The following is a 25,966-nucleotide window of genomic DNA, read 5'->3' as shown; positions in this document are numbered from 1 at the left end:
TACCGGATCGCGGCCAGCCTCACGCTGCGGCGGCCAGGGGCCGTCCACCCCAGCGGATGCCTTTCTCGCTGCGTACTCGGGCGCGTTCCTTGCGTTGGGCGGCCAGAACGTCGGGATGGCGGTTGTTGGTGTTGCGCCAGCGCAGGTAGGCCTGGAGCTTGCGGGCCAGCACGGTGTGGTTCGGATGGTCCGAGTCGCCCATCACGAAGGCGCGTAGCGGCCCGAACTGGGCCTCGATGGGATTTGCCCAGGACGCGCTGGTCGGGGTCAGACACAGCTCGACCTGGTGACGACCGGCCCAGGTCCGGATCTTCGGGGTCTTGTTCGCCGACAGGTTGTCCATGATGACGAAGATCGGTTCGCCGTCGGGACGGGCTGCCCGGATCGACTTGAGTGCGGTCAGGGAGTGGTCGCCGCCCTTGCGGCGGCGGTTCACACCCCATAACAGGTCCTCGCCGAACGAGTAGCAGCCGTGGAAGTAGCGGACGCCGTGGGTGCGATGGTAGGTCGCAGGCAGCCGGTCCGGCTTGGCCCGCGGTGCCCAGGACGTGCCGTGAGTCGGGCGGATCGACAGTGGCCCGAACTGGTCGAACGCGAAACAGCGGTCCGGGAACGAGGTGGTGACCTCCTCGATCCGGTCGAGCTTGGCATCCTTGTCCGGGTCCTTGGACTCCTTCCATGTCCTCGTGCGTTGAAAGGAGATCTTGTGCTCGTGAAGGAGGCGTCGCAGCCGTTCCCGGCCGATTGCCACCGTTCGGGTGTTGTTGGCGCCGAGGTAGGCGGCGAGTTTGCGCACGCTCCAGTGGGTGAACGGACGTCCCAGCTTCTCCGGTCGGGTCCTGGCCGTCTCGATGATGAACGCGATGTCCTCCTCTGTGATCCGGCGGGGACGGCCTCCTGCCCACTTGGGGTCAAGCGCGGCCAGGCCCTTGTCGTTGAAGGCGTGAATCACGTCCCGGACGGTGTCCTCATGGGCTGCGACCAGCCGGGCGATCGTGACCGGCGTGGTCCCCGACACCGACGCCATGATGATCAGAGCCCGGCGGACCGTCACCGCATCATGCCGGCCACGCCGCACGATCTGCAGCAACCGCCGGCCCTCTTGATCGGTCAATCGCCGTGCTCGAACCGGCTCTGCCATCACGAACCCCACCCTCGGCAACGCTCCCACCACTACCGAGGATGAGGCCAGGCGGCTTTGATGTCACCGACCCGGCAATCCATCGCGGTCAACGCACTAGCAGTCAAAGCCGGCGATGAGATCCTCGTCCGAGGTGTCGGGATCTGCCGTGATGAGGTCCGCGAGCGCGAGCCACCGATCGGGGCGGCCGTCCAGGTGGGCCCGGACTCCAGTCGTCCGCCCGCTTGGGTGACGCGGCCAGCGGTCGGCCGTCACTGCCGGGTGACAGCGTGACTACAACATCCGGTCGGCATGTGCGGTGGCGTGTTCGTGGACTGCCGCCAGGAACTTTTGCCGGATGGCTGCGTCGTGGGCTTCGGCGTGCTCGTCATCGGTGGTGTGGCCGTCTACGTCGGTGTCGCCGCCGTTCGCGTATTCCGTGTACAGGGTCGCGCATCCGTCGATCCCGACCAGCAGGTCCTCCAGCAGGTCCAGTGCCGGCCGGGCTGGATCGAGCGGGGTGGCGCGCACCTCGGCGAGCATGCTTTCCAGCGCGTCCTCGTCTCCCGGGGCCATGCGGTCGGCGGTCTGCTGTACCTCGGCGACCATCTCGGCCAGGCCGATCGGGTCCGGTACGTCTCCTTCGGCGACCGCCATGGCGTCGCGGATCAGTTCGGTTACCGCCTCGTACGGGCTGCTGCCGTCCTCGATCATGTCCAGGACGATGGTGAGGGTGGCGACTGGCAGAACCTGGGCGTCGTCGGCTTCCACGATCGCCGCGGTGATGGACTGTCTCGCGGCTTCGGCGGCGATCGTGGCCGCGGCGTGCAGCCAGTGCGCGGCGGCCACGGCGGCGGCGGTGGGGTCCACGGCGGTGAACAGCTCATCGGAGCCCAGGGGGTTGTCGCGCAGCAGACGGTCGGCGGCGGCGACCTGGACGGGGGAGGCGTCGGCACGGGTGAGGACGACGGCCTGCCGGGAGCGGCCGGACAGGTCGCCGAGTTCGGCCTGTTCGATGGCGGTGACCTCGGCCTGTACTTCAGCGGTGATGGCTGCGGTCAGTTGATCGTCGCCGACGGCGTGCAGGGCGCGGCCGAGGCGGTGGGCGCCTTCCTCGACCGCGATGTAGGACTGTACGATCATGCCGCCCTCGGGGAGATTCGGCTGCGCCAACGCCGACAGCACCTTGGCGAAAGCGTCCCGCTCGCTTTGGCGGCGCCAGCCTTCGCTGTTGTCTCCCATGTCGTCGCCGGCCGCCGAGGCCGGGTGGGTGTAGGTGCGCCACAGGGCCTCCGACAAGCCAGTCAAGGCGCGCGCGACGGCGTAGCGCTGGTCGGCGGGGCTGGACGGCGGCAGAGTGGCCACGCTCGTGGCGGTGTCGCCGTCGCCGGTGGCCCAGGCCGCGATGAGGGTGCCGTGCTGTTCGTCGATCGCGTACCTGGTCACCATTGCCTCCGTCAGCTTGCCCGCTTGTCAGCCATGTTCGCATCCTGAGCCCGGACCCAGGGCGGCTGACGTGACCCGCGGAGCGCTTTTCAGCGCTGCCATATACTGACGGTAGTAACGATGCCTGACTAGTTGGAGCGACGGAGCCGAGGGCGGCATGGACGACGGACAACGGGTTGACCTAGGGGTGTCGCTGTTCATCCCGTACCGGTACACCGAGGACCGGCTCTTCCGGGCCCTGCAGGATGCCGGGTTCGACGACTGGACGCTCGCCCAGTGCCGGGTCTTCCAACGCGTCGCCCCGGACGGTTCGCGCCTCAAAGACCTCGCTGACCAGGCGCAGATGACCAAGCAAAGCGCCAGTGTGATGGTTGACCAGCTCGAACACCTGGGCTACGTCCGCCGGATCCCCGACCCGACGGACGGTCGGGCCCGGCTGATCGTGATCGAGGAACGCGGCCGGCGAGCGGTCGAGGTGGCCATGGCCACGCTCGACGAGATCTACGCGGAGTGGGAGACCTACCTCGGCACCCGCAACTTCACGCTGCTGCACCAGATCCTCGATCAACTCCGCGAGATCACCGACCCCTACGCTTCCGCCTGACCGGCACGCGGTGTCGGGTACGCGGTGTCGGGTCGCCCGTCACCACCCCATTGGCTCAGCCGCGGATCGCGATGGTCTCGCGGGCGAACTGGCGGTGGCCGATCAACTTGTAGGCCAGACGGGCCGGGGCCGGTACGACCTGCATGAACTTCTGCCGTTCGGCGTCACTGGCCTCCTCGGTGATGTGGCCGAGGATGACCAGGCGCCGCGTGAGCGGAATCGCGCTCATGCCGTGCTTGGCGAGCGCGTCCCATTCGCTTTGCGTCACCGTGACGGAGACGATCGGGAGCAGTTTCTGCTCCTCCTCGGCCAGGTGGGCGATCAGCGTCGGCATCGTCGCTTCGACGCGGGTCGCCATCCGCTCGCCCGCAGCGGCGTCAGCGCTCGCGGTCCACGCCGGCAGTTCCGCTTCGAGAGCCCTGACAGCATCGTCGACCTGCCTGTGCTGGGCGTCCATCCGGTCCATCAGCTCCGGGTCGAGCGCAGCTCGCTCACGCAGCAAGGGGAAGAGCAGTTCGTCCTCGCCAGTGTGGTGCGTGTGGAGGAAGTCCAACATCTCGCGGGCATGCGCGCCGATGACTTTGGATCGGGCCCGGTCATCGGCCGCGGAACGGAACAGCCGGGGCAGCTGACCGAACTCGCGCCGGAGGACGCGGTGGATCAGAACCATCTCGTGGGTGTCGACGCGGGGCCCGGAGGCGCTCATCGTGACTCCTCGATGGTTGCGACGTCCTGGACGGCCTCGGGGGAGGGGAACTCGGCGCGGTGGGCCTTCGCCCAATCGGTGAAGCTGTGCGCTGGGCGGCCGGTGACCGCGGCGACATCGCCTGTCGGCTCGGAGTTGTACGGCTCCAGGGTGGAGCGGAACAGCTCGGTGACGGCTTGCGCCTGCTCCTCGGGCATGCCGTAGGACACCATCTGCGCGACCATGCCGGCCGGGTCGGCTTCGACGTAGCGCAGGTCGCGCCACAGCACCTCGCCCAGGAGCGCCACCTGGTCGGCGGGGCTGAGCGGTTCGGGGCCGGTGAGCTCGTAGACGCGGTGGTTGTGGCCGTCCTGGGTGAGGCAGGCCGCGGCGACCGCGGCGATGTCCGCCGGGTCGACGACGGCGGCCCGTCCGGCGGCGAACGGCGCGTACACGACCTGATCGGCCGCGATCATTCCCGCCCAGTTGAGCGCGTTGGACATGAACGCGGTGGGACGCAGGAACGTCCATCCGATGCCGCTGTCACGGATCGCTTCCTCGCCGGCCCGGTGCAAGGCGGTGATCGGGTCGGCGCCGTCGTGCCCGACGTTCCGCACGGAAAGCTTGACGATCCGCTCCACGCCCGCTCGCTGCGCCGCAGCCACGAGCCGGTGATCGTGTTCGGCGATGTTGAGCCCGGGGGTTATCGAGAACAGCGCGCGCACACCGTCCAGAACGGGTGTCAGATTACTGCTGCCGACGTCAGCGACGACCTTCTGGGCGCCGGAGGGGAAGACCGCGCCTGGATCGCGGGTGAGGACCCGCAGGTGCCCGGCCTGGGCTGGGAGGAGCGCTTTGACGACTTCCGAGCCGACGGTGCCGGTGGCTCCGGTGATCAAAATCATGGGTTGTGGTCCTTTTCTCTCAGTCCTCTGGATGCGGGCAGCGCTTGCTTGCTTGGCACCCAACTGGTCAGTTTTCATGACTACCATAGTCATGCATCCGAACTGATGGCAACGGCGGGTCGAGCGCTGAACGCTGCTAGGCCTTCGATCCCCGACTTGACATGGTCAGCTAACCTGACTACATTCGTAAATGATCCTGACTATATTCTCATCAGAGAGGGAAGTATCGTGAAGTTTCTTGTCCTTGGAGCAACCGGGCGCACCGGTGTCCTGTTCGTCAAGAAGGCGCTCGACGAGGGACATCAGGTCACCGCCCTCGTCAGGCGGCCCGGCTCCTCCGTCGACCCGCGCGCCCACATCGTCACCGGTGACGTCACCGACGCCGCCGCGATCGCGAAGGCGGCCCAGGGCCACGACGCGATCATCAGCACGCTCGGGGTGAAGAAGGCCGGCGAGACCCCGACACTGATCACCGACACGGTCCGCGCGGTCATCGCGTCCGCCAAGACCTCCGGCGTCGACCGTTTCGTCCTGCTGTCTGCGTTCGGAGTCGGTGACTCCCTCGCCAAGGCATCATTTCTTGTGGGCCCTCTGTTCCGAACCGTGCTTCGGAAGACCTATGCGGACAAGGCCGCCTCGGAAGTGCTCCTGAAGGCCAGCGATCTGAAGTGGACGCTCGGATATCCCGGAGCGTTGAACAACGGCGACAGCATGCGCTACAGCAACGTCGCGCTTGAGGACGTCAAGAAGACGCCCATTTTCCCCTCGACCTCTCGTACGAACGTCGCCGACTTCCTCCTGCGCTGTGCCGTCGGAAACACCTTCATCCGTCAGATCGCAGTGGTCTTCGACGCCAAGTAGGTCACCGATGCAGGCTCAAGCATCCGGGACGAAGTCCCTCTCGCTCAGGCCCAAGCGTCTCTCCGCGTCGGACGACAACGATCTCGCCGTTGAACCCCATCCCGCCCCATACCCCGATTACCGCGCGACTCTAGCGATCACGCTGGAGGCGCTGTGGCAGCCGGGCCGGTCACCGCGACGGCGTCACCAGCCCGCTCTCGTACGCCACGATGACCAGCTGCGCGCGGTCATGCGCGTCGAGCTTCGCGAACAGCCGGGCCAGATGCGTCTTCACCGTGGCGCCGCTGATGTAGAGCCGGTCGGCGATCTCCGCGTTGGTCAGGCCGCGGCCGACGAGGGTCAGGACCTGGCGTTCGCGGTCGGTGATCCCGGCCAGCTGGGGGGTCGGACGCGGGGCGGGGTCGGGGCGGCCGGCGAACTCCTCGATCAGGCGCCGGGTGACGCTCGGGGCGATCAGCGCGTCGCCGGAGGCGACCACCCGGATCGCGCCGAGGATCTCCTCCAGGGCCATGTCCTTGACCAGGAAGCCGGAGGCGCCGGCGCGCAGTGCGCGGTAGATGTTGTCGTCCTCGTCGAAGGTCGTCAGGATGATGACCCGCGGACCGGTGGCGCCGGTGAGCAGCGCGGTCGCCTCGATCCCGTCCATGCCGGGCATCCGGATGTCCATCACGACCACGTCCGGCACCAGTTCGCGGGCCATCCGCACGGCCTGCGCCCCGGAGGCCGCCTCGCCGACCAGGGCGACGTCGGGCGTGACGTTGAGCAGCATGCGCAGCGCCGACAGGACCAGCGGCTGGTCGTCGGCCAGCAGAACCCTGATGGGGCGCTGCGGCTCCTCGTGGTCGGCCTCGTAGCGTTCGGCCTCGTAGTTTTCGACCTCGTAGTTGCTCACCGCGAACCGCCGTCCGTCATCTTCTCCACCGCCGCTTCCACCGGGCTCGCGGCGTAGAACGGCAGCCGCGCCGCGACCCGGAAGCCGCCGCCGTCCCGAGGTCCGGCGGCGAAGTCGCCGTGCAGCAGCCCGACCCGCTCGCGCATACCGAGCAGACCGTAGCCGACGCCGGGGACGCCGGGGACGGCGGCCGGACCCTGGCCGTCATCGACCACTGTCACAGTCAGGTCCTCCCGCCCGAACGCCAGCGTGACCACACACGACGCGGCGCGCGCGTGCCGGACCGCGTTCGTCAGCGCCTCCTGCACGATCCGGAACGCCGACACCTCGACCTCCGGCGGCAGCGGGTGGCGTTCCCCATCCCATAGGACCTCCGTCCGCAGGCCCGAGGCGATCGCCGCCTCGACGAGCCGGTCGAGGTCGCCGAGCCCGGGCGCGTCGTCATTTCCGCGCGGACCCGCGGCGTCGGTCTCGCGCAGCGCCCCGAGCATCCGCCGCAGCCCGGCCAGGGCCTCGCGGCTGGTGTCCTCGATGACGCCCAGCGCCTCCTTCGCCCCGGCGGGCTCGACGTCGATCACCCGCCGCGCCGCCCCGGACTGCAACGCGATGACGCTGATGCTGTGCGCGACCATGTCGTGCAGGTCGCGCGCGATCCGCAGCCGTTCGTCGAGCACCGCGCGCCCGGACTCCCACTCGAGCAGCGAGTCGCGGTAGTCCTGACGCTGGCGGAACGAATCCCCGACGGTCCACGCCGTGGCCATCACGAAGGTGATCCCCGAGACCACGCTGAGGATGTCGCTCCATCCGTCGTTGCTGGCTGACCTGGAGAGCAGGAGTCCGACAGTGAACACACTGACAGCGGCCAGGGCGCCGATCGCGGACGCCCGCCGCCCCCGCGTCACGGCCGCGCGCCCCACCAGGACGGACGTGGCCAGGTAGAACGGCCAGGGCCGGCCCTCGACCGACGCGAACGCGAAGGCCTCGGTGAGGATGACGGTCAGGATCGCCAGCGGATAGCGGCGGCCGAGCATGAGCGGCGCGGCCATGACGACGGCCAGCAGCAGGTTGACCCAGGGTCGGATCAGCACCAGGTGGCCCGCATCCGCCCTGGCGAACGGCGGGAGCACCAGTGCGTTGTTCATGGCCGTGAGCAGCAGCACCGCGAACGCCAAGACAGCGCCGGCGAGCATCGGCGCCGTCAGGATCACCGGCGAGCGCAGCAGGAGCGGGGGGCGCGGGCGGGGCATGGCTTGGGTCACGCCCCCGATCGTAGAAAACACGCCGGTCACCGGGCATCACCTCGGAGCAGTACACCGCCTGATGTACGCGGCGGCCCGGAAGTCGGGTGTGGAGCCGACGCGGCGCGGGGCCGGTGCGCGGGACCGTACTGGCCGTGATCGAAATCAAGAACCTCACCAAGCGCTTCGGCCCCGTCGCCGCGGTGGACGACCTGTCCTTCACCGCCGAACCGGGCCGCGTCACCGGCTTCCTCGGCCCCAACGGCGCCGGGAAGACCACCACCTTGCGGATCCTGCTCGGCCTGAACAAGCCGACCTCCGGGACCGCGACCATCGACGGCCGCGACTTCCGCACCCTGGGCATCGGGCTGCGGCACGTCGGGGCGCTGCTGAACGCCGACGACGTGCACAAGGGCCGCTCCGGCCGGGCCCACTTGAGCGCGCTCGCGCTGAGCAACGGACTGCCGCGCTCCCGCGTCGGCGCGGTACTGGCCGAGGTCGGGCTGGAGAGCGCCGCGCGGCGCCGGGTCGGCACCTACTCCCTGGGCATGAAGCAGCGGCTCGGCATCGCCGCCGCGCTGCTCGGCGACCCGCCGGTGCTCATCTTCGACGAGCCGCTCAACGGCCTGGACCCGGAGGGCGTGCTGTGGATCAGGGGTCTGTTCCGCCGGCTGGCCGCCGAGGGCCGCACGGTGCTGGTGTCCAGCCACATGCTCGCCGAGATGACCCACACCGCCGACGAGGTGGTGGTCGTCGGCCGGGGCCGGCTGGTCGCGACCGGGCCGCTGGCCGACTTCACGAAGCACGCCTCGCTGGAGGAGGCGTTCATGGAGCTCACCGCGGACCGGGTGGAGTTCTCCGCCGGCCCGGTCGAGGACGGGGGCCGGCGGTGAGGGCCCGCTTTCCGCGGCTCGTCGCCGCCGAGTGGGTGAAGTTCTGGTCGCTGCGGTCCACAGCGCTGGTGTTGGGATTGGGCATGGCAGGGGCCGTATACAACTCCTGGCACACCGGGCAGATCGACTACGCAGCGTTTCCCAAGTTCCCGAAGAGCATGCAGCAGACTTTCGGCGTCTATCACGCCGCTTTCAACCTGCCGTTGTGGCTGCTGTTGATGGCGTGGGCCGGCACGGTCGGCGCGCTCACCGTGGCCGGAGAACACGCCAGCGGACAGATCCGTACCACGCTGACGGCCGTCCCGGCCCGTGGTCGGGTGCTGCTGGCCAAGGCCGTGGTCGTCTCCGCCGTCATGGCAATGCTCGGCTGGCTCCAAGCCCTGATCGGTTATCACGTCGCGCAGTCGTCGATGGCCGGCCGCGGTTTCCACCTGAAGCTGTCCGACCAAGGTGTGGGGACCGCGATCCTCAGCTCGGGCCTGGTGCTCGGGGTGTCCGCGGCGGTCGGCGTGGCGATCGGGGCGCTGATCCGACACGTCGCGGCGTCGATCGTGACGGTCTTCGTCGTGCTCATGTTCCTGCCGCTCGTGTTCCACTCGATGGGCGGCGGAGGGAGTTCGGACATCAGCCAGTCGCTCGTCGCCTATGCCTGGTCGCGGCTGAGCCAGACCGATGGGCTCCAGCCGACGGTGTTCACCGATCTGCCGTCGCCGGCGCACGCGTGGACGGTGTTCGCGCTCTGGCCGCTGCTCACGATGTGCGCGGCCGTCGTGGTCATGCGCCGGAGGGACGTATGAACATGCTGCGATACCGACGCTTCGTCGCCGCCGAACGGCTGAAGCTGTTCTCGCTGCGCTCGACCCCGCTCCTGCTCGGGGCGATGGTCGCCATCGCGGTCGCCTCGGCGTGGAACGCGGGCACCAACGTGCCGAACGATCCGAGTATCTGGCCGCGCATCGACCCGATGGCGAAGGCCTTCGACCAGGACACCTGGCAGCTGCTGCTGGCGGTCGCGGCGGTCTTCGGGGCGCTGGGCCTGGCCGGCGAGCACACCAGCGGCCTGATTCGCACCACGTTCGCCGCGGCGCCGGACCGTCGGACGATGGTGTTGGCCAAGGCGACGGTCGTGACGGTGACGCTGCTGGTCACGGGGATCGTCTCCGCTGTCGCCGCGTTCGCCGTCAGCCAGGCGGAGCTGCGCAGCGTGCACGTGGGTGTGTCGATCGGGCACGCGGGGGCGTTCCGTGCCGTCACCGCCAGTGCCCTGATCTTCCCGGTCGCGGGATTGGTCGGGCTGGGTGTGGGGGCCGTGATCCGGCACGTCGGGGGCAGCGTCGGCGGCACGCTCGCCCTGCTCACCATGCTGCCGCAGATCCTCGGCAACCCCACGGCCCCGTGGGCCGCGCACCTGGTCAACGCTTTTCCTGTGACCGCGTGGCAGACCCTGGCCGACCACGGCTTCGGCCCGCCGTCGCAGACGCTCCCGCCGTCCGTCGCGGCCTCAGCCCTCGCGCTCGCCGCCTGGACGGTCGTCGGCCTCGGGGCGGCGGTGTTCGTGACCGACCGGCGGGACGTGTGAGGACTCCGGCCTCCGCACCCGGCTGAGCAGCTCCGGGGCCGCCACTGATCCGACGGCCCCGGGCGGAAGCTACTACGGCCCCGGTGGAAGGCTCGAGGCGAAGGGATACCCGGTGCAGGTCGGGACCATTGACAGCGCCCGCGACAGCGGGGCGCAGCAGCGCCTGTGGCATGAATCCGAGCGGTTGACCGGTGTGGCCTACCCCCTCTGAACGGCAGGCCGAAATCAGACAGCCCACTTTGTCAGGAGTCCGTAGGGGGATGAGGCCGAATCGTTCACCCGGGCGGCCCATCCGGCGGGCTCTCTGCGATCGGCCGCCTTAGTGGCCTTTGTAGCCTGGCGGGGAGTCAGGCTGCGGTACCGATCGAGACCGGAGGCGCCCGTGGACCCCGTGACCTCGGCGCTGGTCAGGCTGCTTGGCCGGCATGCCGCCGATCCGCCGCAGGGGCGGGTCGCCGACTACATTCCCGAGCTGGCCGTGGCGAACGCCGAGGCGTTCGCCATGAGCATGGTCAGCGTCCACGGCCACGTCTATGAGGCCGGCGACGTCGAGCAGAGCTTTACGATCCAGTCCGTCTCCAAGCCCTTCGTCTACGCGCTCGTCCTGGCCGACCTCGGCTTGGACGAGGTCTCGCGCCACATCGGGTTCGAGCCGAGCGGGGAGCCGTTCAACGCGATCAGTCTGGAGCCGGGGACCGGTCGCCCGGCGAACGCGCTGATCAACGCCGGGGCGATCGTCGCCACCTCGCTGATCGCCGGTACTCCTGAGGAGAGCTTCACCAGGATCCGTGAGGGCCTGTCCGCGTTCGCGGGCCGGACCTTGGAGGTGGACGAGCAGGTGTACCTCTCGGAGGCGGAGACCGGAGATCGCAACCGGGCCCTCGGCTATCTGACCCTGTCCCAAGGCGTTCTGGGCCGGTCGGCCCAGGAGGCGACCGACATCTACTTCCGGCAGTGCGCGCTGCGGGTGACCGCGACCGATGTCGCCATCATGGCGGCGACACTGGCCAACATGGGCGTCAACCCGGTCACCCGCAAGCCGGTGGTGGATGAGGCCGCGGTCCGCACGACGCTGTCCGTCATGGCGACCTGCGGGATGTACGACAACAGCGGGGAGTGGATGGTCCGGGTCGGACTGCCGGCCAAGAGCGGCGTCGGGGGCGGTATCGCCGCGGTCCTGCCCGGCGAGCTGGGCCTGGGCGTCTTCAGCCCGCCGTTGGACGCGCGGGGCAACAGCGTGCGGGGTATGGCGGCGCTGCAGGAGACGTCCGAGCGCCTGGGCCTGCACATGTTCACGCCGCCCGGCGTGCACCGGTCGCCGGTATCGGCTTCCTCAGTGGAGGAAGATCGGCTCATTCTCGCGTTGCGTGGCGAGCTGGACTTCGTGGCCGCCGAGGGCATCGGGCGCCACCTGCAGGAAATGGCCGCCACCTTCCCCCTCACGGCGGTGGACCTGGACGTCACGGACGTGACCGTGGTCCGCCCGATCGCCGCCGAGCTCCTGCAGGCCACCGGCCGCGACTTGCTGGCCCGCGGGATCAGGCTGATCCCCAGCGACCGGGAGAAGGTGCCGGAAGCCGAGGGCAGCCGGGACGGCGACAGCTCGAAGGACTGAGGTCGTGGACCAAGGCGCCGACGTCTCCGTCTCCGAATCCCCATCGGCGAGGTCCAACGCCGTAGAAGGGAGCCATATGAAAGTCCAACGCACGGTCAGCGTGAACCGCCCCCAGACCGCCGTGGTCGCCTACCTGGCGGACTTCGGCAACACCGTGTACTGGGATCCCGGCACGATCAGCTGTGAGCGCACGAATCAGGGTCCTGTCGACGTCGGTGCCACCTGGCGCAACGTGTCGAGCTTCAACGGCCGCACCAGCGAACTGGACTACCGCCTGGAACGGCTGGAGCCCGCCCGGCTGGTCTTCGTCGGCCGCAACAAGCAGGCCACCGCGACCGACGACCTGCGGTTCGCCGCGGACGGCGCCGCGACCACGATCACCTACAACGCGGAGATCCAGTTCAACGGTCTGCTCCGCGTGGCTGGGCCGTTCCTGCACGGCCGGTTCGAGAAACTGGCCGACGAGGTGCAGACGTCGCTGCAAGCGGTCCTGGAGACGTTGTGAGCTGAGCGCCGACAAGCCTCAACCCTCAATGGCCGCCGGAAGGTCTGGTCGAAGCCGAGGTCGCCGATCCGCCCGGCGTTGCCGAGGAACCGCTCCCGCCACAGCCGCAGGGTCTGGGCATAGTGGGGGCCGAAGGCGATGTGGGCCGCCGGGGAAGATGTACTTGGTGATCCGGGTCTGGGTGCCGGCGGTCGCCAGCATGCGGTCGTGGGGCATCGTGATCGCCTGCAGCCCGACCCGCCCGCCGGGAACCAGCAGCCGCGCCAGTGTCTGGAAGTACTCGGGCCGGTGTTCGCGTCCGACGGCCTCGATCATCTCCACGCTGAGCACGGCGTCGTACTCGCCGTGCAGGTCGCGATAGTCCAGGAGTTCGACCTGGACACGCCTGACGGTCGCGCCCCGGGCCGCGGTGCGCAGCGCGACACCGCGACGTCTGCAGCAGCTGCCGGCGTCGCGGATCGGGCCACACGCTTGGGTTGCCCGCCGAGCACCAGGGCTCGACTCGCGTGCGGGTCAGGCGGCGAGGAGCTTGTAGCGGGTGCCGCTGCTGCCCTGGACCCAGCTGTCGGACAGGGCAGCAGCGAGGGCGTGCTGTGCCTGCCAGCCGGTGCAGTGTCCGGGTACCAGCAGGTCGGGTGCCAGTTCGGTGAGTGCCTGGACGGTGGGGGCGATGCTCGGGGCGAAATAGGCGCCGCCGAGGTGTAGGCCGCCGAGCAGTGCGTGGAGTCGGGGTACGCCGGTGAGTCGTTGGGCGTGGCGGATGATGTTCACGGCGCCCGCGTGGCCGCAGCCGGTCACGACGACCAGTCCCTTTCCCCGTACGTTGATGATGAGGGCTTGGTCGTCGATGACGAGGGGGTCGGGTTCCCACTCGGTGCCGGTCCAGCGCTGGTGGGCCGGGGGCATGCCGTGTTCGAAGGCGGTGGTGCGGTCGACTTCTCCGGTGATGAGGATGGAGCCGTCGACGAGCAGGGATGGCTGGCGGCGTTCGATCACTTCGAAGCCCTCGCCGGTCAGGGCCCGTTTGCTCAGCGTCGGCAGGTCGAAGTCGGCGCCGGGTGCGGTGAGGCGGCGGCGGGTCCAGACCTGCGGGTGGACCACCATCGGCAGGGCTCTGGTTCCCCGGCGGGCAGCGAGCCCGGCCAGGCCGCCGGCGTGGTCGAAGTGTCCGTGGCTGAGCACGACGGCGTGGACGGCGAGTGGGTCCAGGCCGAGCCGGTCGGCGTTGGTGACCATGGCGTCCGGGGACAGGCCGGTGTCGAAGAGCACGGATGTCGTCGTGTCGCCGCGGCGGACGGTGACCAGCGCGGAGAAACCGTGCTCGGCCATGAGCCCGACCCGGGTGGCGCCCGATTCGAACTGCGGTGCCTGGGCGGTTCCGGCCTGGAACGGCGCCCGGGCGATCCCGTCTTCCCCGGGCAGCAGTGCGTCGTAGACGTTGTCGACCAGCGTGGTGATCACCACCTCGTCGACCGGCGCCAGATCGATCGGGTCGACGGCGCCGCCGGTGACCGTGTGCGGCATCGCGGCCGCCACGGTCTGCGGACCGCCCGAGTCCATACACAAGTCGCTACTCCTCGGGGGCGCGGTCGACGAACTCGATGAGACCAGTGTGCACGTCGTAGACCACACCGGACACGCGAATGCTCGGCGGCAGGGTGTGCCGGGCGATGGCGCGGGAGTCCACGCAACCGAGTACCCGCAGGATGTCGTTGGTGGGGAAGGAGAGACCGATGTGAGCACCCGTGGCGGCGAACGCGGCGTTCTTCCGGACCAGCTCGCCATCAGTGATGATCACGTCTGCAAAGGATACTCCTGCCGGTGTGACCAGGCCTTCACCTGAACAGGTGAAGGGACTCCCGTGTCGCCCGGCTCGCCGCCCGACCGAGACCGGGGTTGACTGGGTGGGGTCGCGGCGCTCGCCGCGCGGAATCCGCGGAGGACCGGAATGCCTACGATCAGCACCACCGACGGCGTCGAGATCTTCTACAAGGACTGGGGCTCGGGAAAGCCGATCGTGTTCAGCCACGGCTGGCCGCTGTCGTCCGACGACTGGGACGCCCAGATGATGTTCTTCCTGGGGCACGGCTACCGCGTCATCGCCCACGACCGGCGCGGGCACGGCCGGTCCGCGCAGGTCGCCGACGGCCACGACATGGACCACTACGCGGACGATCTGGCCGCCCTGACCGCACACCTCGACCTGCGCGAGGCGGTGCACGTCGGGCACTCGACCGGCGGCGGCGAGGTGGCGCACTACATCGCCAGGCACGGCGAGGCACGGGTGGCCAAGGGTGTGCTGATCAGCTCCGTTCCGCCGCTGATGCTGCAGACCGAGGCGAACCCGGGAGGCCTGCCCAAGAGCGTTTTCGACGGGTTCCAGGAACAGACCGCGCAGCACCGGTCGACGTTCTACCGCTGGCTGGCGTCCGAGCCGTTCTACGGCTTCAACCGGGACGGCGTCGAGCCGGATCAGGCGATCATCGACAACTGGTGGCGCCAAGGCATGATGGGTGGCGCGAAGGCGCACTACGACGGCATCGTCGCGTTTTCGCAGACCGACTTCACCGAGGACCTCAAGAAGATCACGGTCCCGGTCCTGGTGATGCACGGCGACGACGACCAGATCGTGCCCTATGCGGACTCGGCGCCGCTGTCGGCCGCGCTGCTCAAGAGCGGGACGCTGAAGACGTACAAGGGTTTCCCGCACGGCATGCCGACCACGCAGGCCGAGACCATCAACGCTGATCTGCTCGCCTTCATCCAGAGCTGATCAGCAGCCCGGATGCCGCCCTGCGCCGCCACCGAAGAGACGGCGCAGGGCGGCGCCTCGACGTCCACCCGCACGTGAACACGGAGCCGTGTTCGCCTAGGGGGTAGCCCTGCGCCGACCCAAGCTTCGCCTGTGTGGGGAGCACGCGGCGATGATGGCCTTCTGCCTCCGCCGCTGCTCCCCGGAGCCGCCCCCGCTTCTGCGACCGTCTTCATATCGACGCCTGCGTTCAGCGATGTCGTGACGGCCGGGTGCCGGAAGTCGTAGACCGCCGAACTAACTGCGGAGCCGAGGCTGTCCCGGGCCGGTCGCAGGGCTCTTGCTTAATGTCACACGTTCCATATGATATGGCACTGCGCCACTCTCGATCGTCTCCTGAGATCGGCGTCCTGAGATCTGTGTCCTGAGATCTGTGTCCTGCGATCTGTGTCCTGCAGAGAGGAACCCGTGTGTCATCACGTCGAATTGGCAGCCGTAGCCGGCTTGCCGCGGCCCTGCTCGCCATGGCGGTCGCCGCGCTTGGCGCGGGTACCGCGCGGGCCGCGTCCGGTCCGTCGTCGCCGGCTCCCGACCCGCATCCGGCCGCCTTGGGGTGGACCGATGTGAACGGCAAGTGGGTCCAGATCAATGCGGTGCATCCGCACTCCATGCCGGACGCGCAACACGCCCCGGTGCGCACCGCCACTGGTGGTCCGACGCCCAAGCCCGGTGCGGTGGAGCCCAACAACTACAACTTCCAGGAGTACTACCACGGCGGTCAGGACTCGGTCGGGGTGACGACCGGGCCGCCGCGGGTCTATCTCGTCTACTGGGGCTCGCAGTGGGGAAGTCCGGCGGCTGGGGCGAACGGCGACGTCACTCTGCCTGGTGACCCCGTCAGTGCCGCGCCGTACCAGCAGGACTTCTTCAAGGGACTGGGGACGGACGGCGACGGTTGGAGCGCGGTGCTGACCCAGTACTGCGAGGGCATCGCGGCCAACGCGACCAGCTGCCCGGCCGGCGCCTCGCACGTCGCCTACCCGCAGCCCGGGCAGACGCTGGCCGGCGTGTGGGTCGACAACGCGGCGCCCTCGCCGCACGCCGCGAACGAGCCGCAGATCGCCACGGAGGTCGCGGCGGCCGCGCAGCACTTCGGGAACACCACGCCGGAGTCCAACCGGAACGTGCAGTACGTCATCAACACGCCGGAGGGCACGGATCCGGACAGCTGGCAGGAACTGGGCTACTGCGCCTGGCACACCTATGAGCGTTCGACGTACGGCACCATCGCCTACACCCTGATGCCGTACCTGGTGGACAACAAGTACTGCGGCACGAACTGGATCAACCCGGGACCGCGCGGCATCCTCGACGGCTACGGCATCATCGGCGGCCACGAGTACGCCGAAACGCTCACCGACACCAACGCTATCGGCGGCTGGACCGACCCGACCGGCCAGGAGGACGCCGACAAGTGCGCCTGGATCCCGGAGGGGACCAACGGCGGCCTGTTCAACCTGCAACTGGCCACCGGGTCGTTCCCGGTGCAGACCACGTGGTCGAACAACGACCATCTGTGCATGGGCAGTGATCCCGTCTACACCAACAAGCCTCTGCTGCTGTCAACGCCCTGCGACCAGACCGCCAGACCGGGATCGCCGGTTCTGCTGCCGGTGATCGCCACCGACACCGCCTCCTCACCGATCACGTACCGGGCCTCAGGCCTGCCGGCCGGCCTGTCCCAGGACCCCGCGACCGGCGTGATCACCGGCTCCACCCAGGCCACCGGCTACCAGCACGTCACCCTCACCGCCGCGGACGTGGCCGGAAACTCCGACTCGGTGAGCTTCTGGTGGGGCTTCTACGGCTACGGCCAGACCGGCTGCATCGGCATCGAGCAGCTGCTCGACGGCGGCTTCGAGAACGGCTCGGCGACTGTCGACGGCACCGCGATGACCGCCAACTGGAACCCGTCGGCGTACAACATCATCACCCCTTCCACCCTGCACCAGGCGCACAGCGGCAGCTGGTATGCGTGGCTGGGCCAGGACACCGCGGCGGACGACTCCATCGTGCAGTGGGTCGAGACGACGCCGGGCACCACCGGCGCCACGTTCTCCTTCTGGTTGAACGTCGACAGCGCCAACCCGGCGGCCACCGGGCAGGACACGCTGGAGCTCCAGCTGTGGGACCAGTTCTCGCGGAAGGAGATCGGCGTGGTGAAGACCTGGACGAACCTCGACCGAACCAACGGCTACCAGCAGCAGGTCGTCGATCTGACGCCCTGGGTGAACGAGGGGCTCGGTTTCGGCTCCACGGTCGGTGTGAAGCTGGTTTCGCACGAGGCGGGAAGCGTGGCGCAGACGGCGTTCCTGGTCGACGACGCCTCGTTCAAGCTGAACTGAGCCGAGCCGGCGAGCTGAGCCGGTGAACTGATACGAAGCCGCGCGGAGGGGCTGCTCACGGGGGCAGCCCCTCCGCGCGGCTTCAGGTTCCCGAGCCACCCGTCCAAACAGCAAGACCCTTGACAGTGCAATATGACATCACTAGCTTCCCTTTCTAGCACGGTGAATCCTGTTGATCGATGGATGAACATGTCGAAAATGTTCGCCTCCTGATCGCTTGTTCGACGTGCTGCCGAGAGGCGATCCACGGTGGATTTCCGCCGTCTTCACCGCGAAACGGCAGGCCGGCCGTGGCTTAGGGGACATCGCGTGCTCGGTCGACGCCAAACACGTTCGACCAACGTGCCGCCGCCTCGGCTACGTGCACCGCCACCGAGTTCGCATCCTGCGTCCCGCCGCGCACCTCTCCCACGAATGAGGCCCCTCATGCCACGAACCCACACCTCGGCCAGGCGAAGAGCTCTCCGACCCCTGCCGATGGCGGCTGCCCTGCTCGTGCTCGCGGTGGGATCGGCCCCGGCGGCCACGGCCTCCGGGCCGCGTTCGGCCGTGGCCACCCCGCCCCTGGGCAACGGCCTCGCGCTCACCCCGCCGATGGGGTGGAACGCCTGGAACAGCCTGGGCACCCAGGTCACCGAGCAGGATGTGCTGCAGACCATCGACTTCATGTCCGCCAGTGGGATGGCGGCGGCCGGGTACAAAACCGTGACCATCGACGACGGCTGGTCGCTGCTGCACCGCACCGGACAGACGACGGATCAGGCGAAGACCTCCTACGGCGCGCTGCAGCTCTACGACGCGGCCGGCAACCCGGTCAGCGGTCTGGACGGCACCGGCAACGACCCGACCTCCGGGGACCTGATCCCCGACCCGCGGAACTTCGCGCCCCAGACCGTCAACGGCCAGACCCTGAACGGCATCGCCTACCTGGCCTGGTACGCCCACAGCAAGGGCATGAAGCTCGGCCTGTACACCTCCGTGTCCTACCTCACCTGCCAGGGCCACCCCGGCAGTCTCGGGCACGAGGCCACCGACGCGGCCGACTTCGTGTCCTGGGGCGTGGACTACGTCAAGGACGACTCCTGTCCCGACTGGTCCGGTCCGAACGTCCCTGTCAGCCCCAGCGACAACACCCACGGGGAGGGCAAGGAGCTCTCCCAGTCCATCTACACCCGGGCGCAGACCTTCCAGCGGGCGCTGGACGCGGCGTCGACGGCGCAGGGCAAGCCCAAGGTGACGTTCAGCGTCTCGGCCCAGCCGGCCCACATCGGTGCCGCCGCCCTGCTGCCGCACACCGATCCGGCCTGGAGCGACTCGGTGATCCAGGCCTATGCGGCGGCGAACCCCGGCGCGTACTCCTACCAGGCCCCCGGATTCGCCCCGGTCGGGCTGTGGTGCGGACAGGTGGCCAACCTGTGTCGGATCGGCGGCGACCGCAGCAGCGACCTGAACGGCGTCTTCCAACAACTCGGCCAGTCCCTGCAATTCGCCGCCAACATCAGGCCGGGCAGCTGGAACGACATGGACATGATGTTCACCGGCTGGATCGACCCCTACCATGCGCCCGGCACGTCCGGGGTCCAACCCTCTTTCACCGACACCGAGTCGCGCACCGAGATGTCGATCCTGTCGATGATGGCCTCACCGCTGATCTCCGGAGCCGACCTGCGCACCGCCGCCCAGAGCGTGCACACCTCCGGCGCCACCACCTGGTCCTCCGGCATCAACGCCGCCAGCCTGGCGATCTATGAGAACACCGGCGTCATCGCCGTCGACCAGGACCCGCTGGGCAAGCCGGCCTCCCTGGTCCAGGGCAGCCCCGGCAACGGCACCTCGCCGGTGATCCTCAAGCGGCAGCTCGCCAATGGTGACACCGCCGTCGCGCTCATCAATCAGGACCCGAACAACTCCCAAACCATCAGCACCACCCTCAGTGCCCTGGGACTGTCCGGCAGCGCTTACAACTCCACCGACCTGTGGAACAAGACCACTTCAACCATCAGCGGCTCTCTGGGTGCGACCGTCGCCCCCCACGGCGTCGCGCTGTACCGCATATCCGCGACGACGGCACCTCCCACGAGCGCCACATATGAGGCCGAGTCACCGACGAACACACTCAGCGGCGGAGCCGACATCCAGGGATGCCCGCAGTGCTCCGGTGGCGCGAAGGTCGGGTACGTCGGCAACGGTGGACTACTGCAGTTCAACAACGTCAATGTCGCCACTGCGGGGACCTACAACCTCACCATCGCCTACTGCGACGGTTCTGCCGCTGGAAGGTCGGCAACCATCTCCGTCAACGGCACAACCGCCGCGACACTGGCGTTCACCCCGACCCCCGGCAACTGGTACAGCCCGCTGACGACCAAGGTCTCCCTGAACCTGCGGGCGGGCGACAACACCATCATCCTGTCCAACCCGACCGGCTGGGCACCGGACTTCGACAGGATCACGGTGAGCTCCCAGTAGTGCTCGGCCGGGATTCGTCGAGGACCCCTGTCGCGAGTTGGCGGGCGTACGCGGCGTCGAGGCCGTCGGGGCGGAAGAGGATGCGGTACATCAGGGGCGCGACGACGCGGTCCATGACGGTCTCGACGGCGGGTGTCTGCTCGCCGCGTTCGGTGGCGCGGGTGAGGATGACGTCGATCTGTTCGGCGGCGTAGGCGGAGCAGCGGCCGGCGTTGCCGCCGTCCGGGTCGCCGAGCAGGGCGTCGCGGACGTAGGCGCGGCCGGAGGGGGAGGACATCTCGTCGAGGAACTGCTCGGCCCAGGCCGTCAGGTCGGAGCGGAGTGTGCCGTGATCGCCGGGTGTGGTGTCGGGTCGTAGCCGCTCGACCGCGACGTCCGACAGCAGTTCCTGCAGGTCCCCCCACCGCCGGTAGACCGTCGACGGGGTCACCCCGGCGCGCTGGGCGATCATCGGCACCGTCAGGGCGTCCCGGCCCACCTCGGCGGACAGCTCGCGTACGGCGGCGTGCACCCCGGCCTGGACGCGTGCGCTGCGTCCGCCGGGGCGAACCATTTCTCGGCTCATGGATCCACTTTAAAGCGAAATCATTGCTTCTAGTGACTGCTCGTAGGCATGGCCGACCCGTAGGAGGACGCTCTCCTCGAGCGGTCGCCCGAGAAGTTGCATGCCGATCGGCAGCCCCGCCGTGTCCTGGCCGACCGGTACGGAGAGCGACGGTATTCCGGTGATGTTGGCGGGGGACGACAGACGTACGTAGGCGTCGGAGACGCCCTCGACGGTGCCGTCGGCCCAGGTGATCGTCTCCTGGCCGGCCTTGACGGCGGTCGCCGGGACGGTGGGGGCGGCGATCACGTCGACCTGCTCCAGCAGGTGGGCCCATTCCTGCCGCATGAGGGTGCGGGAACGCTGAGCGCGCAGGTAGTCCCCGGCGGGCATGAGTTCGCCGGCCTCGAGGAGGATTCGGACATCGGCCTGGTAGAGCTCGGGGACGGTGCGCAGGGTGCCCTCGTGGTACGCCGTGGCCTCGGGCACCATCAGAGCCCACTGGGTTGCCTGGATATAGCGCGTCATGGGGATCTGCACGTCGACGAGGCGTGCGCCGAGAGCTCGCAACTGGTCGACGGCTTGCCGGACGGCAGCTTCGACCTCGGGGTCGACGTGGTCGAAGTAGTAGTCGCGGGGCACGCCGACCCGGAGCCCCGTCAGGTCCGGGCCGGCGGTCGGCCGGTAGTCCACGGCGGGTGCGGTCAGGGAGGCGGCGTCCCGGGGGTCGTGTCCGGCCAGGGCGGTCAGGACGAGGGCCGCGTCCTCGACGGTTCGGGTGATCGGGCCGACGTGGTCCAGTGACCAGGACAGGGAGGTGACGCCGTGGCGGGGGACGAGGCCGTAGGTCGGTTTGAGGCCCACCACCCCGTTGAGTGCGGAGGGCACCCTGATGGACCCGCCGGTGTCGGTACCCAGGGCGAACGTGGCCATGCCGGCGGCGACGGCGACGGCGGATCCGCCGCTGGAGCCGCCCGCGACCCGGTCGGGGTCCCACGCGTTGTGGGTCTGCGGGGTGGTCAGTCCGTAGGCGAACTCGTGCGTGTGCGTCTTGCCCAGCAGGACGGCACCGGCTTGCGCCAGGCGCGTGGCGACCGTGCTGTCGGTCTGCGCCCGGTGGTCGGCGCGGACTCGGGAGCCGGCCGTCGTCGCCGCGCCCGCGACGTCGATCAGATCTTTGACACCCATGGGGATGCCGTGCAGCGGACCGCGATAGCGGCCGGCCGTGATCTCGTGTTCTGCTTCACGCGCGGCCTTGCGGGCGCGCTCGGCGGTGATGGTGACGTAGGCCTGAAGCTGCGGCTCCATCTGCGCGATGCGCTGAAGAGCCGAGTCCACCAGCTCGACGGGGGACAGCTGCCGTTCCCGGATCGCGTCGGCGGCTGCGGCCAGGGACAGTTCATACGGCTGCATCGTGGATCTCCATTCCCGCGCGGTAGGCGGTGGCGGGCGGGGTGTCGCCGAAGTCCAGCTCGCGCAGCACCTCCACGACGGAGCTGATGTGGTTGGCGACGGCCGCGACCGCCGCGTGGCGATCGGCGGGCAGGTGGAGCCCGGCGCGGGCGGCCCAGCGGGCCGCCTCCGGCGGGGTGAGTTCTGCGGCAGACACGGACTTTCCCTCTCCTGGCGCTGAAGGGGCGAAGTGCCCTCCAGGTAAAAGCTAAGCATTTGCGTTAGTCCCAGCTTAGGATCTACGATGGCTTAAAGCAAACTCATAGCGTTTAGCCGGAGGAGCTCCACCCCCATGGCACCTGTCCGCGCTGACCGTCACCGTCGTCCTCAGCGCCTACTCCCTGACTTTGCTGCTGGCCCTGCTCACACCGGAGCGCTCTCCGACCACCTGGGACGACGCCCGGTACTGGCGGGCGTTCTGCAAGGAGCGGCCACCAGCGCGGCCACCAGCGCTGCGGGCGCGGCCCTGCTCGACCTGGAGGACCTCCAACGTCCGGGCCGATCCGCGCTGACCAACAGCATCGCCCCGGTGACGGGCATGGCCGCCGGCGGCCTGGTCTTACTTCACGCTCACCGCCACCGCCGCGCTGACTGTGTGGACACTGCGACACACGACCCCGCACACCGTGGCCACCGGGGGAACCCTGGCCGTCGTCCCCGCTTCGGCCTTGACGCTGAGCGGTCTGCACGGAGCCGGCCTGCCTGCCGTCTACGGCGGCGCGGCCCTGGCCGGGAGCGTGCCCAGGAGCAGGACTGTCCGCCACGTGTCCAACGACCTCCCGTAAAACGACCTCCCGTAACAAGACCGAACAAGATCGAAGGAAACGACCGATCATGAGTACCGCACCCGTCGCCGACCCGGCCGCCGCCCCCTCCTGGACCGTGGGTGATGTCACCGTCCACCGCGTCGACGAGGTCCTGCTGCCGCCCGCCACCGGACCGTGGCTGCTGCCCGACGCCACCCCGGACCTCGTCGCGGCGCAGGACTGGCTGCGCCCCCACTTCGCCGACGACGAGGGCACCCTGCGCCTGCACAGCCACAGCTTCGCCTTCGAACTTGGCGGGCTGCGCGTCCTGGTGGACACGGGCATCGGCAACGGCAAGGAGCGTGCCAACCCCGCGTGGCACAACCTGGACACCGGCTACCTCCGGCGCCTGACCGCCGCCGGATTCGCCCCGGACTCGATCGACCTGGTGATCCTCACCCACCTGCACGCCGACCACGTCGGCTGGAACACGCGGAACGTGAACGGGACATGGGTGCCCACCTTTCCCCGCGCCCGCTACCTGACCTCCCGCGACGAGCGGAAGTTCTGGGCCGGATACGACATGGAGCCGGCGCGCGAGCAGATGTTCCGCGACTCCGTGATCCCGGTGGAGGAAGCGGGCCTGCTCGACCTCGTCGACGTACCCGCCGGGGGCACCGACATCGCCCCGGGGCTGCGACTCCTCCCCACCCCCGGTCACACCCCCGGCCACGTCGCCGTCGAGCTGACCAGCCACGGCCGAACGGCCCTGATCACCGGCGACTGCGTCCACCACCCCGTCCAACTCGCCGACCCCGCCGTCGGCGCCTGTGTCGACATCGACCCGCGCCAGTCCGAGGCCTCGCGCCGCACCCTGCTCGCCGCACTCGCCGGAACGGACACCCTCGTCCTGGGCACCCACTTCGCACCGCCCACGGCCGGCCACATCGTTCGCCACGAGGGCGGCTACCGCTTCTCGCCCGTCTTCGCAGGACCACGTTGATCGAGGGCGAGGCCGGGATCGGTGAGTCCTCAATCCTGGGCGCGGCGGAGCGGCTGGCCGCCGGGCCGCACTATTCGTCGATCGCGAATCCCAGCAGCACCCCGGCCGAGACACTGATCATTCCCGGGGTCAGTACCCCGTCGCCGTCGTTGCCCACGAGTTGGCCGTGGCTGCGGAAGGTCCGCATGCCTTCGGAGTCCACATCGGTGAGGTGAAGCACCTTGCCGACGCGGACCCCGGCAGCGTCGGCATAGACCTCGGCTTTCTCCTTAGCCGCTGCCACCGCTGCTTTGCGGGCCTGGGTGCGCAGATCCCGCTTGGCCGTGACGTCGAACTGGACGTCGTCGACCTCGTTCACGCCGGCGGCCACCAGATCGACGAGGATCGGCTCGACCAGGTCGAGATTCCGCAGTTCGACCACGAAGGACGAGCCGCATTCGTAGCCCTTGAGCTCGCGGTTCCGGCCGGCGTAGTCCCACAGCGACGTAATCCTCAGGTTGGAGGCGGACACCGCTCCGTCGGGAATCCTGTGCCCGCGCAACACCTCCCGGACCTGGTTGACCGCTGTCCTGGTGGAGGCGAATGCCTCGGCCGGCGTCGGCCGCATCTCCTTGATCCCGATGCGCAGCCGAGCCAGATCCGGAGCGACATCGATGGTGGCGGCACCAAAGACCGACATGCCCCAGGGGGCGGCTATGACATCCGATTGATTCATAACGGTCATCCAACCAGGTGTCGGCGGTGGCCAATGAGCCATTCCTTGTTCGCGATCCACAGTGACCCGAGGGCCTGCCTCCACAACCCCTCTGACACGCTTGCTTCGCAGGAAGAGGCCGAAAGCCTTTTTCGGCGCTGGGACGAACAATGGCGCCGCTGCGGATACGGGTACTGGGTCGTCCGATACCAGGGTTGCGCCCGGCAACTGGGGTTCTGTGGGGTCATGCCCATGGAACTGAACGGCAGGAGAGTCCTCAACCTCTTCTACCGATTCGATGCCTCGGCTTGGGGCCAGGGTCTGGCCAGCGAGGCCGCTACCGCAGTCGCTACCTGGGCGGCTCTGCGAGTTCCCGATCTACCGCTTGTCGCCCGGGTCCGGCCGGCGAACATCGCATCCCAACGAGTGGCACTCCGCGCCGGCTTGGCTCGAGCGGAGCACCTTGACGTAACCGGCTTCGACGGCTTCGACTGGATCTTCGCAGCCAACCCATCTGACTGAACAGACCTCGAACATGGTGGCCTTGTGCAGGTAGGACAGGACCTGATCGCGTCGATCCGCGAGGAGATCGACCGGCTGCACCGCGGGCGGACCGACCTCGCTGGCCAGAGCGAGGACGTGACCAGCCGGCTGCGTCCCCGCTTCACCCACGCCGGCCTCGAGCTGCGCCACTGCACAAGCGGCCGGGCCGACGCCGATGTGGACCCACACCGCGTCACGCAGATCCTGGTCAACCTGCTGCGCAACGCCCTGGCCGCCACGCCGTCCGGCGGCACGGTCACCGTCACCACCAGCCGGGCCGGCCCATCAGGGTCCTGATCGCCGACGATCAGCGCCTGGTCCGCTCCGGCCTGCGCGCCATCATCGAGTCCGAGCCGGGTATGGAGGTCGTGGGGGAGGCCGCCGACGGCGCCGAGGCGGTCCGCCGGCTGCGCCCGGACATCGCGCTCATGGACATCCGCATGTCCCGGCTGGACGGCGTCGCCGCCACACGCTCCCTGTGTTCGGGCCCCGGACCGCACCCCACCAGGATCCTGATGCTCACGACTTTCCACCTCGACGACTACGTGGCACAGGCCCTGCGCGCCGGAGCCTCGGGATTCCTGCTCAAAGACGCCACCGCCGACCAACTCCTCGAAGCGGTCCGCGTGGTGGCCGCAGGCGACGCCATCCTGGCGCCCGCTGTCACCCGGCGCATGCTTGAGCGCATGGCGACCGACCACGCGGACGCCTCCGACGGAGCGGACGGCGCCGACCTGCGAGCACGGCTGTCCGTGCGCGAGGTGGACGTGCTGCTGTTGGTCGCCCGCGGACTGTCGAACGCCGAGATCGGCGCCGCGCTGCACCTGGCCGAATCCATGGTGAAGACCCATGTGCAGAACATCCTGGCCAAGCTGGGCCTGCGCGATCGGCTGCAGGCCGCGGTCGCCGTGTACGAGTCGGGACTGGTTCGTCCGCGAGGACGGTAGCGACCCATCGCGGTGAGCACTTCCGGGCTCGAGGCGGCCAAGCTGCAGGGGCCAGGGGTCTGCGAAAG

General features: G+C 69.1%; 27 protein-coding genes and 1 pseudogene. 15 read left to right on the top strand and 13 right to left on the bottom strand.

The annotated features are described in order from the left end of the window. Window positions 1-19 precede the first annotated feature (19 nt). Window positions 20-1,141, bottom strand: coding sequence for an IS630 family transposase (locus ABH926_RS21660; RefSeq protein WP_370367521.1), 1,122 nt, complete (start codon window positions 1,139-1,141; stop codon window positions 20-22). A 273-nt stretch (window positions 1,142-1,414) separates the two neighbouring features. Then, window positions 1,415-2,569: a hypothetical protein gene (locus ABH926_RS21655; protein WP_370367519.1), complete on the bottom strand. Its 1,155-nt coding sequence runs from the start codon at window positions 2,567-2,569 to the stop codon at window positions 1,415-1,417. A gap of 154 nt (window positions 2,570-2,723) precedes the next feature. Here ABH926_RS21655 and ABH926_RS21650 point away from each other — a divergent pair, with 154 nt between their 5' ends. Beyond that, on the top strand, window positions 2,724-3,170 hold the full coding sequence (locus tag ABH926_RS21650; protein WP_370367518.1) for a MarR family winged helix-turn-helix transcriptional regulator: 447 nt from the start codon (window positions 2,724-2,726) through the stop codon (window positions 3,168-3,170). 55 nt (window positions 3,171-3,225) lie between these two features. On the opposite strand, the gene ABH926_RS21645 is transcribed toward ABH926_RS21650, so the two are convergent. After that, window positions 3,226-3,876, bottom strand: a complete 651-nt coding sequence (locus ABH926_RS21645; protein WP_370367517.1) for a hemerythrin domain-containing protein — start codon at window positions 3,874-3,876, stop codon at window positions 3,226-3,228. Further along, window positions 3,873-4,760 carry an NAD(P)H-binding protein gene (locus tag ABH926_RS21640; protein WP_370367516.1) on the bottom strand — a complete coding sequence of 296 codons (888 nt, stop codon included), beginning with the start codon at window positions 4,758-4,760 and terminating at the stop codon, window positions 3,873-3,875. Before ABH926_RS21640 ends, ABH926_RS21645 begins: the two co-directional genes overlap by 4 nt. Window positions 4,761-4,865: 105 nt before the next feature. Between ABH926_RS21640 and ABH926_RS21635 the strand changes: the two genes are divergently transcribed. Continuing rightward, on the top strand, window positions 4,866-5,621 hold the full coding sequence (locus ABH926_RS21635) for an NAD(P)-dependent oxidoreductase (protein WP_370367515.1): 756 nt from the start codon (window positions 4,866-4,868) through the stop codon (window positions 5,619-5,621). A 169-nt stretch (window positions 5,622-5,790) separates the two neighbouring features. On the opposite strand, the gene ABH926_RS21630 is transcribed toward ABH926_RS21635, so the two are convergent. Beyond that, window positions 5,791-6,441: a response regulator gene (locus ABH926_RS21630; protein ID WP_370367729.1), complete on the bottom strand. Its 651-nt coding sequence runs from the start codon at window positions 6,439-6,441 to the stop codon at window positions 5,791-5,793. Between the two features lie 68 nt (window positions 6,442-6,509). Beyond that, window positions 6,510-7,772 (bottom strand): sensor histidine kinase, encoded by a 1,263-nt coding sequence (locus ABH926_RS21625; RefSeq protein WP_370367514.1) that lies wholly within the window; start codon window positions 7,770-7,772, stop codon window positions 6,510-6,512. Between the two features lie 134 nt (window positions 7,773-7,906). On the opposite strand from ABH926_RS21625, the gene ABH926_RS21620 reads away from it, so the two are divergent. The 5 genes from ABH926_RS21620 (at window position 7,907) to ABH926_RS21600 (ending at window position 12,343) form a co-directional block, all read left to right on the top strand. Continuing rightward, on the top strand, window positions 7,907-8,644 hold the full coding sequence (locus ABH926_RS21620; RefSeq protein ID WP_370345792.1) for an ABC transporter ATP-binding protein: 738 nt from the start codon (window positions 7,907-7,909) through the stop codon (window positions 8,642-8,644). 83 nt (window positions 8,645-8,727) lie between these two features. Next, window positions 8,728-9,441 (top strand): hypothetical protein, encoded by a 714-nt coding sequence (locus tag ABH926_RS21615; RefSeq protein WP_370367513.1) that lies wholly within the window; start codon window positions 8,728-8,730, stop codon window positions 9,439-9,441. Beyond that, window positions 9,438-10,223, top strand: coding sequence for a hypothetical protein (locus tag ABH926_RS21610; RefSeq protein ID WP_370367512.1), 786 nt, complete (start codon window positions 9,438-9,440; stop codon window positions 10,221-10,223). The genes ABH926_RS21615 and ABH926_RS21610 overlap by 4 nt, the downstream gene beginning before the upstream one ends. A 382-nt stretch (window positions 10,224-10,605) precedes the next feature. Further along, window positions 10,606-11,838 (top strand): glutaminase A, encoded by a 1,233-nt coding sequence (glsA, locus tag ABH926_RS21605; RefSeq protein ID WP_370367511.1) that lies wholly within the window; start codon window positions 10,606-10,608, stop codon window positions 11,836-11,838. A 76-nt stretch (window positions 11,839-11,914) separates the two neighbouring features. Beyond that, window positions 11,915-12,343: an SRPBCC family protein gene (locus ABH926_RS21600; protein ID WP_370367510.1), complete on the top strand. Its 429-nt coding sequence runs from the start codon at window positions 11,915-11,917 to the stop codon at window positions 12,341-12,343. Between the two features lie 32 nt (window positions 12,344-12,375). Here ABH926_RS21600 and ABH926_RS21595 read toward each other — a convergent pair. From ABH926_RS21595 to ABH926_RS21585, 3 genes and pseudogenes are all read right to left on the bottom strand, one after another. Then, window positions 12,376-12,775: pseudogene (locus tag ABH926_RS21595) on the bottom strand (class I SAM-dependent methyltransferase); the annotation flags it as partial. A gap of 81 nt (window positions 12,776-12,856) precedes the next feature. Then, on the bottom strand, window positions 12,857-13,903 hold the full coding sequence (locus ABH926_RS21590) for an MBL fold metallo-hydrolase (protein ID WP_370367509.1): 1,047 nt from the start codon (window positions 13,901-13,903) through the stop codon (window positions 12,857-12,859). A gap of 10 nt (window positions 13,904-13,913) precedes the next feature. Continuing rightward, a complete protein-coding gene (locus ABH926_RS21585) occupies window positions 13,914-14,141 on the bottom strand; it encodes a hypothetical protein (protein ID WP_370367508.1) in 228 nt (75 codons plus the stop codon). Window positions 14,142-14,291: 150 nt separating this feature from the next. Between ABH926_RS21585 and ABH926_RS21580 the strand changes: the two genes are divergently transcribed. From ABH926_RS21580 to ABH926_RS21570, 3 genes are all read left to right on the top strand, one after another. Then, complete coding sequence (locus tag ABH926_RS21580; protein ID WP_370367507.1) at window positions 14,292-15,116, top strand: alpha/beta fold hydrolase; 825 nt, start codon at window positions 14,292-14,294, stop codon at window positions 15,114-15,116. 449 nt (window positions 15,117-15,565) lie between these two features. After that, the gene (locus ABH926_RS21575) at window positions 15,566-17,500 is read left to right on the top strand and encodes an Ig domain-containing protein (protein WP_370367506.1); all 1,935 of its coding nucleotides are present in this window, start codon (window positions 15,566-15,568) and stop codon (window positions 17,498-17,500) included. A gap of 426 nt (window positions 17,501-17,926) precedes the next feature. Continuing rightward, complete coding sequence (locus ABH926_RS21570) at window positions 17,927-19,969, top strand: carbohydrate-binding protein (protein ID WP_370367505.1); 2,043 nt, start codon at window positions 17,927-17,929, stop codon at window positions 19,967-19,969. On the opposite strand, the gene ABH926_RS21565 is transcribed toward ABH926_RS21570, so the two are convergent. Genes ABH926_RS21565 through ABH926_RS21555 form a run of 3 tightly spaced genes read right to left on the bottom strand, consistent with a single transcriptional unit; the run spans window position 19,950 to window position 22,122 of the window. Beyond that, window positions 19,950-20,534: a TetR/AcrR family transcriptional regulator gene (locus tag ABH926_RS21565; RefSeq protein WP_370367504.1), complete on the bottom strand. Its 585-nt coding sequence runs from the start codon at window positions 20,532-20,534 to the stop codon at window positions 19,950-19,952. The genes ABH926_RS21570 and ABH926_RS21565 overlap by 20 nt on opposite strands. 9 nt (window positions 20,535-20,543) lie before the next feature. After that, entirely contained in the window at window positions 20,544-21,926 is a 1,383-nt protein-coding gene (locus ABH926_RS21560; protein ID WP_370367503.1) for an amidase, read from the bottom strand. After that, entirely contained in the window at window positions 21,913-22,122 is a 210-nt protein-coding gene (locus ABH926_RS21555) for a hypothetical protein (protein ID WP_370367502.1), read from the bottom strand. The genes ABH926_RS21560 and ABH926_RS21555 overlap by 14 nt, the downstream gene beginning before the upstream one ends. A gap of 469 nt (window positions 22,123-22,591) precedes the next feature. Here ABH926_RS21555 and ABH926_RS21550 point away from each other — a divergent pair, with 469 nt between their 5' ends. Beyond that, window positions 22,592-22,750 (top strand): hypothetical protein, encoded by a 159-nt coding sequence (locus tag ABH926_RS21550; RefSeq protein ID WP_370367501.1) that lies wholly within the window; start codon window positions 22,592-22,594, stop codon window positions 22,748-22,750. 49 nt (window positions 22,751-22,799) lie between these two features. Beyond that, window positions 22,800-23,714 (top strand): MBL fold metallo-hydrolase, encoded by a 915-nt coding sequence (locus ABH926_RS21545; protein WP_370367500.1) that lies wholly within the window; start codon window positions 22,800-22,802, stop codon window positions 23,712-23,714. 70 nt (window positions 23,715-23,784) lie between these two features. On the opposite strand, the gene ABH926_RS21540 is transcribed toward ABH926_RS21545, so the two are convergent. Next, window positions 23,785-24,429, bottom strand: a complete 645-nt coding sequence (locus ABH926_RS21540) for an SIMPL domain-containing protein (protein WP_370367499.1) — start codon at window positions 24,427-24,429, stop codon at window positions 23,785-23,787. A gap of 33 nt (window positions 24,430-24,462) precedes the next feature. Between ABH926_RS21540 and ABH926_RS21535 the strand changes: the two genes are divergently transcribed. The 3 genes from ABH926_RS21535 to ABH926_RS21525 are packed head-to-tail and all read left to right on the top strand — an operon-like array spanning window position 24,463 to window position 25,898. Continuing rightward, window positions 24,463-24,930, top strand: a complete 468-nt coding sequence (locus ABH926_RS21535; protein ID WP_370367498.1) for a GNAT family N-acetyltransferase — start codon at window positions 24,463-24,465, stop codon at window positions 24,928-24,930. A gap of 24 nt (window positions 24,931-24,954) precedes the next feature. Then, a complete protein-coding gene (locus ABH926_RS21530) occupies window positions 24,955-25,248 on the top strand; it encodes a sensor histidine kinase (RefSeq protein ID WP_370367497.1) in 294 nt (97 codons plus the stop codon). Beyond that, the gene (locus ABH926_RS21525) at window positions 25,236-25,898 is read left to right on the top strand and encodes a response regulator (RefSeq protein ID WP_370367728.1); all 663 of its coding nucleotides are present in this window, start codon (window positions 25,236-25,238) and stop codon (window positions 25,896-25,898) included. The genes ABH926_RS21530 and ABH926_RS21525 overlap by 13 nt, the downstream gene beginning before the upstream one ends. The last annotated feature ends 68 nt before the right edge of the window (window positions 25,899-25,966 follow it).

Origin of the sequence: Catenulispora sp. GP43 (genome assembly GCF_041260665.1) — a bacterium.
In the GTDB taxonomy this organism is placed as follows: Bacteria; Actinomycetota; Actinomycetes; order Streptomycetales; family Catenulisporaceae; genus Catenulispora.
Note: the sequence above shows the minus strand (reverse complement) of the source record. Positions and strands in the feature narration are given on the sequence as shown.

Bases quoted from the DNA above. Each gene is read 5' to 3' on its own strand.
- ABH926_RS21645 (WP_370367517.1), bottom strand. From the start codon at position 3,876: ATGAGCGCCTCCGGGCCCCGCGTCGACACCCACGAGATGGTTCTGATC.
- ABH926_RS21610 (WP_370367512.1), top strand. From the start codon at position 9,438: ATGAACATGCTGCGATACCGACGCTTCGTCGCCGCCGAACGGCTGAAG.
- ABH926_RS21580 (WP_370367507.1), top strand. From the start codon at position 14,292: ATGCCTACGATCAGCACCACCGACGGCGTCGAGATCTTCTACAAGGAC.
- ABH926_RS21570 (WP_370367505.1), top strand. From the start codon at position 17,927: ATGCCACGAACCCACACCTCGGCCAGGCGAAGAGCTCTCCGACCCCTG.
- ABH926_RS21650 (WP_370367518.1), top strand. From the start codon at position 2,724: ATGGACGACGGACAACGGGTTGACCTAGGGGTGTCGCTGTTCATCCCG.
- ABH926_RS21545 (WP_370367500.1), top strand. From the start codon at position 22,800: ATGAGTACCGCACCCGTCGCCGACCCGGCCGCCGCCCCCTCCTGGACC.
- ABH926_RS21560 (WP_370367503.1), bottom strand. From the start codon at position 21,926: ATGCAGCCGTATGAACTGTCCCTGGCCGCAGCCGCCGACGCGATCCGG.
- ABH926_RS21565 (WP_370367504.1), bottom strand. From the start codon at position 20,534: ATGAGCCGAGAAATGGTTCGCCCCGGCGGACGCAGCGCACGCGTCCAG.
- ABH926_RS21615 (WP_370367513.1), top strand. From the start codon at position 8,728: ATGGCAGGGGCCGTATACAACTCCTGGCACACCGGGCAGATCGACTAC.
- ABH926_RS21540 (WP_370367499.1), bottom strand. From the start codon at position 24,429: ATGAATCAATCGGATGTCATAGCCGCCCCCTGGGGCATGTCGGTCTTT.
- ABH926_RS21655 (WP_370367519.1), bottom strand. From the start codon at position 2,569: ATGGTGACCAGGTACGCGATCGACGAACAGCACGGCACCCTCATCGCG.
- ABH926_RS21660 (WP_370367521.1), bottom strand. From the start codon at position 1,141: ATGGCAGAGCCGGTTCGAGCACGGCGATTGACCGATCAAGAGGGCCGG.
- ABH926_RS21640 (WP_370367516.1), bottom strand. From the start codon at position 4,760: ATGATTTTGATCACCGGAGCCACCGGCACCGTCGGCTCGGAAGTCGTC.
- ABH926_RS21535 (WP_370367498.1), top strand. From the start codon at position 24,463: ATGAGCCATTCCTTGTTCGCGATCCACAGTGACCCGAGGGCCTGCCTC.
- ABH926_RS21635 (WP_370367515.1), top strand. From the start codon at position 4,866: ATGGCAACGGCGGGTCGAGCGCTGAACGCTGCTAGGCCTTCGATCCCC.
- ABH926_RS21590 (WP_370367509.1), bottom strand. From the start codon at position 13,903: ATGGACTCGGGCGGTCCGCAGACCGTGGCGGCCGCGATGCCGCACACG.
- ABH926_RS21600 (WP_370367510.1), top strand. From the start codon at position 11,915: ATGAAAGTCCAACGCACGGTCAGCGTGAACCGCCCCCAGACCGCCGTG.